Raw genomic sequence first — 6,679 nt, 5'->3', positions numbered from 1 at the left:
ATCTCGACCTTGAGCGCGGAGTCCGGTTCGATGAACAGCTCCTTGCGGCGCAGCGGCACGGACATGCCATTCTCGGTGAAGCGTTTCCAGACTTCGCGCAGGATGTTGGAGCCGACATTGGCCGTGCCATTTTCCGGGTCGATGATCCAGAAGCGCATCTCCAGAACAATGCACTCATCGGTGAAGTCTTTGACCAGGCAGACGGGTTGCGGCCAGCTGATCACGCGCTCGGTCGCCTTGGCGGCGGCGATGACGATGGCAATCGCCTCTTCCAGGTCGGACGTATAGTCGATGCGCAACTCTTTGTGAATGCGCACGCGCTTGTTGGAAAAGCTCCAATTGATCACCGTATCGGTCATCAGCTTTTCGTTCGGGATCAGGAATTCCTTGCCTTCCTGCGTCGTGATCGACGTGTAGCGCAGGCCGAGGGATTCCACGACGCCGAACGTCTCGCCGACCTCGATCACGTCCTGCGGCTTGATCGAGCGCTCCGAGAGCAGGACGATGCCGGACACAAAGTTCGAGACCACTTTCTGCATACCAAAGGCAAAGCCGAGGCCGATGGCACCGGAGATGACCGTTAGCGCGCCGAGCGGAATGCCGAGCCCTGCGAGGGTGAGCAGGGCAGCCGCCACAATGAAGACAATCTGTATGGCATTGCCAATCAGAATGCGGATGGACGGTTCGACTTTCGGGATGTGATTGACCCGCCGCTTCATCGATTTTGCGGCGCGGTTTGCAATGAACAGCAAGACAGCGGCGGTCAGGATGGCCTGGAAGATGAAGACCGGGCTGATCCGCCGATTCCCGAAGGATGGACCAATACTCGAAAGCCAGTTCATGACATCCGGCAGGACGCCGAGGGCGAAGAATATCGCGAACGTCCATGTCAGGAATGATGCAAGACCGCGCAATTCTTCCGGCAGGAAGGTCATGGTCACGCGGATGGCAAGCCAGGCAATCGCGAGTGACAAGGCTGTCCGAACCAGGATCAGCGAGTGGTCAATGGAGCTGAGCAATGAGACCGCAAGCCCCAGAAGGATGGACCAGAGCGCCGGACGAACCGCCTTGTGCAAGACGTCCAGTCCTTCGCGGCGGGGCGGCTCGACAAAGCGTCGCAGCGTGACCGTGATCAGGCGCTTGAAGGGTGGGGTGAGCAGGGCGCCCAGCGCGAGCGCCAGGATAATACAGCCGAGCTGGATCAGGATGGGATAGAGAAATTCAGGCTGTTGCGCCTTTGTCTGAAGCCAGCCGGCTGGGTCGTCGAGAAAGGGTCGAGCAGGCTCTATCCATTTGAGTAGCGGATTAATGACGTCTTCTACCGGCGGGAGGATATCCTCCGATGGCGGAGTGGCTTGTCCGGTCGCTTCCGTCGCATCCACCGGACGGCAATAGGTTTCCCCATCACCGCCGGTGATGCATTTCTGGTAGGTGACGCCATCTTCCGCCAAGCGCTATCCGCCTAGACTGGGTCGTAGGGGAAGACACTGGCCGAGGCGCCCATGTCGAAGAAGTTGGCTTTCATGGCGGGCATGGCCTGTTCGAGCAGGCTTTCCGGCGTCCAGCCCTCCATACGCGCCAGCGACTTGACCGGACGCGGCTGGTCGAACAGCACGACTTCATTGCCGCGCACGGCAAAAATCTGTCCGGACACGTCATTGGCCTTGTCGGCGCAAAGGGCGACGGCGAGCTGTGCCACCTGGTCGGCCCGCATGCCCTGGCGCATCCGCTCGACACGCTCTGCGCCGGCTTCGTCCTTGACCGGGATGGAGGCGATCATGCGCGTCCAGGCAAATGGCGCGATGACATTGGAGCGGACATTCTTGCGCGCGCCTTCCATGGCGACGATGCGCGACAGGCCGACAATGCCCATCTTGGCGGCGGCATAGTTCGCCTGGCCGATATTGCCGATCAGGCCGGATGTGGAGGTGAAGAGGACGAAATTGCCGTCTTCCTTTTCGCGGAACAGTTCGATGGCCGCGCGGGTGACGTTGAAGCTGCCCCGCAGGTGCACGTCGATGACGCTGTCCCAATCATCTTCGCTCATCTTGTGGAACATGCCGTCCCGCAAGATGCCGGCCGGGTTGATGATCGAGTGCAGGGCTCCGAACTCGTCCTTGGCCTGTTCGATCATGCCTTGGACCGCTTTCATGTCGGTCACGCTTTCCGAGTTCGAGACAGCCTCGCCGCCCGCCTTGCGGATTTCCTGAGCCACGGTTTCGGCCGGGCCTGCACTGCCTTCATCGGCGCCGGTCAGGCTGCCGCCCAGATCGTTGACGACCACTTTTGCGCCCTCGCGCGCCGCCAGCAGCGCGGTTTCCTTGCCGATGCCATTACCACCGCCGGTCACGAGGACCACTTTGCCTTCCAGAACGCCCATCAGACGAAACTCCCTTTATATGTTGCAGTCGCCGCCACACTAGAACTCGGCCCGTAATGTTCAAGGTTTGAAATCGTCGCTGGTGCGGGTAGAGGTGCTGGCATGACAAAGACATTCCAAGCTGTAATCTGGGATTTCGGGGGCGTATTCACGACCTCTCCCTTCGACGCCTTCACCCGGTACGAGGCCGCGCATGGCCTGCCAAAGGATTTCATCCGCACGGTCAATGCCACCAATCCGCTGGACAATGCCTGGGCCAAGCTCGAGCAGAGCCTCGTCACGGCGGCAGAGTTCGACGGCATGTTCCGCGAGGAATCAAAGGCGATGGGGCATGAAGTGCCCGGCGGGGAAGTGCTGGCGCTATTGTCCGGCTCGCTGCGGCCACGCGTGGTCAAGGCGCTGAGCGTCTGCAAGACCAAGGGCAAGGTTGGCTGCATCACCAATAATGCGCCGGTCGGCAAAGGCGCCTCGATGACCAATGACGAGGCAAAAGCACGCGACGTGGCCAAGGTCTTCGACATGTTCGACCATGTGATCGAAAGCTCCAAGCTCGGCATTCGCAAGCCCGATCCGCGAATCTATGCTCTGATGTGCGAGACGCTCGATGTTGATCCGGCAAGCTGTGTCTATCTGGATGATCTCGGGCATAATCTGAAACCGGCCCGCGATATGGGCATGACAACGATCAAGGTGCTCAATGAAGACCAATTGCTGTCAGACCTTCAGGCGGCGACCGGGTATGAACTGGGCTAGCGCCCTCGTCGGCGCGCTGGGGGCCGCGCTCCTGGCGGCGTGCTCGCCTGCGGCCGAGCCGGAACGGCCATTGGTGCCGGATGAATCCCTGATGCAGCCGCCACAGGTGCCTGAGCCGGTCGTGTTGACTGAAGAAGCAGAGGCGATGCGGGACCAGCTATTGTCGCATGCGAAAGCCGGATCGCTCAGCCGTTTGTCGCGGGTGGCCAATGCGAATGACGGCTTTGTCTCCAATCTGGGCGGTACGCCGCATCGGCAATATTGGGATCTGATGCGCCGGATTGGCGCCGATCCGAACCGCAGCTTGCGCAAGTTGTTCGAACTGCCTCCCGGCATGCGCGAGATTGATGGCGAAGTCTGGTATGTCTGGCCAGACCTTGCCGCGCGTGACGCTGAGGACCTGATCCCGGAAAAACTGTCCTTCCAGGACCGGCGACGCCTCATGGAACTGATTGGCGAAGAGGGAATTGAACGGATACGGCAGGGCGAAGGCTATCCTGGCATGCGCACCGCCATCGCGGGCAATGGCCGATGGGTCTATTATGTACTCGGTCAGGATGCAGAGGACTGAGCTATGACAGACAGGATTGGCGCAGATGCGGCGCTCTCAAAACTGGACGGCTGGGCAAAAGGTGCCGGCGATCGCGACACGATCGAGAAGACGTTCAGGCTGGCCGATTTCAAGACGGCCTGGAGCTTCATGTCGGCTGTCGCACTGAAAGCCGAGCAGATGGACCATCATCCTGAATGGTTCAATGTCTACAACAAGGTCGAGGTTACGCTGACGACGCATGATGTGGACGGTGTGTCTGAAAAGGACGTTGAACTGGCCCGGTTCATGGACGAACTGGCAGCGAAACTTTCCTGATCCTCCTGGCAGGACTGTCGCTTCTCCCAAGGTCAAGCTGGCCCGGTTTCGAGTGCACTGTTACGGGTAGGAAAACCTGAAACAGTGGAGGAGACAGGCATGGGTCGCGTACAGGGCAAGAAGGCATTTATCACCGGCGGTGCGCAGGGGCTGGGCGAGGCAACGGCTCGCATGATGGCTCGCGAAGGCGCCAAGGTGACCGTCACGGATGTGAACGGGGCAGGGGCCGAAGCTGTCGCCGCCTCGATCAATGACGAACATGGCGCAGGCACGGCCTTTGCCTGGCAGCATGACGTGACCAATGAGGCGCAATGGCAGGAAGTGCTGCAAGCGGCGCATGATGCGATGGGCGGCCTGAACGTGCTGGTCAACAATGCCGGCATCGGTTCGCTCGGCTCGGTCGAAGACGAAAACTACGACATGTTCAAGAAGGTGCAGACCGTCGATGTCGATTCCATTTTTCTCGGCTGCAAGTACGCCATTCCGCTGATGCGCGCGCACGGGCTTGGTTCGATCATCAACATCTCGTCCATTGCCGGTATCATCGCGAGTGCGAACTACGTCTCCTACAACACCGCCAAGGCGGCCGTGCGGCATATCTCGAAATCCATCGCGTTGCATTGCGCCAAGGGCGGCCAGATCCGCTGTAACTCGGTGCATCCGGTCTTCATCAATACGCCGATCCTGGACCGGACGAAGGAAATGTTCGGCGAGGAAGAAGCGCTCGCCAAGCTCGGTCGCCAGATCCCGCTCGGCAAGGTCGGTGAGCCGGACGATATCGCCTATGCGGTGCTCTATCTCGCATCGGATGAGTCGAAGCTCGTCACCGGAATCGAGCTGAAAGTGGATGGTGGCATCTCGGCCATGTAAAGGCTTGTCGCTCCCGACTGTTCCTGTTATGTTCCATTCTGTCCAATTGATGGGAGGGACTTATGATCGGGTATGTAACAGTCGGGACGTCAGACCTGCAGCGCGCGGCGAAATTCTATGATGCCATTGCGGCCGAGATGGGCACTGGGCGGATGATGGATTTCGACACATTCATCGCCTGGGGCACGCCCGGCGGTGCAGCAGGCGTGGCGGCGACCCTGCCATTCGACAAACAGCCTGCTACTGTCGGCAATGGCACGATGGTGGCGCTGCAGGCCAGGGACAAGGATCAGGTGCACAAGCTGTATGAGATCGCGCTGGCAAATGGCGGCAGTGATGAAGGCGCTCCCGGACCGCGTGGCGATGAAGGGTTCTATGCCGCTTATTTCCGGGATCCGGATGGCAACAAGCTCAATGCTTTCACGATGGTGTAAGCGGGCGTTTCGACGTCACGATCACGGCATAGACGGCGAGTGTGCCGACCAGGCCTGCCGATACGTAGAGCGGGAGTTCCGGCATGAATGAGTACAGCATAGCCCCGATAAGGGGGCCGAAGATGAAGCCGGCCGGGGGCGCTGCCGCGAGCAGCGCTGCCGCTGAGCCTTGCTCCTCGCGAGAGACCGAAAGGCTGCCCAGCGCATTGGCGGCGGGCACGGCCAGCGCCGCACCACACCCAACAGCAAAGAAGCTGAGTGCGAGCGACCAGAACGGGAAGAAGAGGTCGGCTGAAACATAGCCCATGGCCACAATGGCGAGGCCGATGGGCAGGATGCGTCGCGGATCGGGTTTGCGCGGTTGAACAAAGCCGAACTGCACCATGATCATGCCCGCGGCGATGCAGGCGAAGGCAATCCCGGAATGAAGCACGACGGCTTCGCCGGCAGAGCGGCTGGCTGTGTCTACGAACCGGTAGCGATCTTCGATGAACCAGCTGATCGTCTGCTGTACGATTCCGATTCCGATGAAATAGGTGAACAGGAAAAGCAGGTGCGGGAAGACGCGCGGGTCGCGCACCGCGAGTGGGGTGGGGCGTTTGGCTGATTTCGGGCGCGGCCTGGTCGGGGGCAGAACCACTGCCAGAACAAGCGCTACGATCAGATTGAAGGCGATAGTCCCCCAGATCGGCATCAGCGCCCCAAACGGGGCGAGCACGGTGGCACCTGCCGGGCCAAGGATGGATCCGATGCTCATGCAGGCGCCAAGCATGCCGAGCCCGCCGGCCCGGTCGAGCGGCGTGGTGGCATCCGTCATCGCGGCCATGGCGGCTGGTTGCAGACCGGGCGACAACAGGCCGAACCAGAGGCGCACGAAGACAAGTGTGAAAAAGGCGGTCAGCCCGGTCAGGACTCCTGCCAGCGCGGCGCTCAGGGCGAACACGAAGATCATGTTGGTCAGGCCCATGGCCGCCAGCGAGAAGACCATGACGCGTTTGCGGCCGAACCGGTCAGCCAGCCGGCCCCAGGTTGGAATGAGCAGCGCATAGACGGCCGCAGACAGGGTCAGGATACCCGCGACCTGAATTTCGGTCAGGCCAGCCTTGCGGGCGAGGGGGGCAACGACCACGAAGTTGATGCTCATGCCGGCGCCCATGGCCACCATGGCAATGCCGATCATCGCTTTCTGGACCCCGGTGAGCGGAAGCAGCGGCCTGTCCGGATCTGTCATGCAAGCGGGCTCCCTCGGCAATTGTTATAATTGTTTGTGTTTGCCCGCCTTGCCAAACGGAATGTGTTCCCAACTGGCAAAGCTAGAGAGAACGCCTTGCACAAGCTAGGGGCATCACCCTAAGTGAAGGCAACAACAGAAAA

Annotated in this window: 8 protein-coding genes; 5 read left to right on the top strand and 3 right to left on the bottom strand. The window is 60.6% G+C overall.

Translation table 11 applies throughout. The features are described 5' to 3' along the window. Together B2344_RS14330 and B2344_RS14325 are read right to left on the bottom strand one after the other, a co-directional pair. On the bottom strand, positions 1-1,451 hold a 1,451-nt coding region (locus B2344_RS14330), incomplete at its 3' end, for a mechanosensitive ion channel domain-containing protein (RefSeq protein ID WP_290485453.1). A gap of 11 nt (positions 1,452-1,462) precedes the next feature. Next, positions 1,463-2,380 carry an SDR family NAD(P)-dependent oxidoreductase gene (locus tag B2344_RS14325; RefSeq protein ID WP_206991355.1) on the bottom strand — a complete coding sequence of 306 codons (918 nt, stop codon included), beginning with the start codon at positions 2,378-2,380 and terminating at the stop codon, positions 1,463-1,465. Positions 2,381-2,482: 102 nt separating this feature from the next. On the opposite strand from B2344_RS14325, the gene B2344_RS14320 reads away from it, so the two are divergent. From B2344_RS14320 to B2344_RS14300, 5 genes are all read left to right on the top strand, one after another. Further along, positions 2,483-3,133 (top strand): HAD-IA family hydrolase, encoded by a 651-nt coding sequence (locus tag B2344_RS14320; RefSeq protein WP_206991354.1) that lies wholly within the window; start codon positions 2,483-2,485, stop codon positions 3,131-3,133. Next, positions 3,120-3,704, top strand: a complete 585-nt coding sequence (locus B2344_RS14315; RefSeq protein ID WP_206991353.1) for a hypothetical protein — start codon at positions 3,120-3,122, stop codon at positions 3,702-3,704. The genes B2344_RS14320 and B2344_RS14315 overlap by 14 nt, the downstream gene beginning before the upstream one ends. Positions 3,705-3,707: 3 nt before the next feature. After that, a complete protein-coding gene (locus B2344_RS14310; protein WP_290479970.1) occupies positions 3,708-4,001 on the top strand; it encodes a 4a-hydroxytetrahydrobiopterin dehydratase in 294 nt (97 codons plus the stop codon). Positions 4,002-4,100: 99 nt separating this feature from the next. Next, complete coding sequence (locus B2344_RS14305) at positions 4,101-4,871, top strand: SDR family oxidoreductase (RefSeq protein ID WP_206991351.1); 771 nt, start codon at positions 4,101-4,103, stop codon at positions 4,869-4,871. A 62-nt stretch (positions 4,872-4,933) separates the two neighbouring features. Further along, positions 4,934-5,305, top strand: coding sequence for a VOC family protein (locus tag B2344_RS14300; protein ID WP_034810488.1), 372 nt, complete (start codon positions 4,934-4,936; stop codon positions 5,303-5,305). Here the strand turns inward: B2344_RS14300 and B2344_RS14295 are convergent. Continuing rightward, complete coding sequence (locus B2344_RS14295; protein WP_290485452.1) at positions 5,292-6,536, bottom strand: MFS transporter; 1,245 nt, start codon at positions 6,534-6,536, stop codon at positions 5,292-5,294. The two genes, B2344_RS14300 and B2344_RS14295, sit on opposite strands and share 14 nt — an antisense overlap. Between the last annotated feature and the right edge of the window lie 143 nt (positions 6,537-6,679).

Source organism: Hyphomonas sp. UBA3195, assembly GCF_002366485.1.
GTDB lineage: Bacteria > Pseudomonadota > Alphaproteobacteria > Caulobacterales > Hyphomonadaceae > Hyphomonas.
This window is presented reverse-complemented; position numbering and strand designations above follow the sequence as displayed.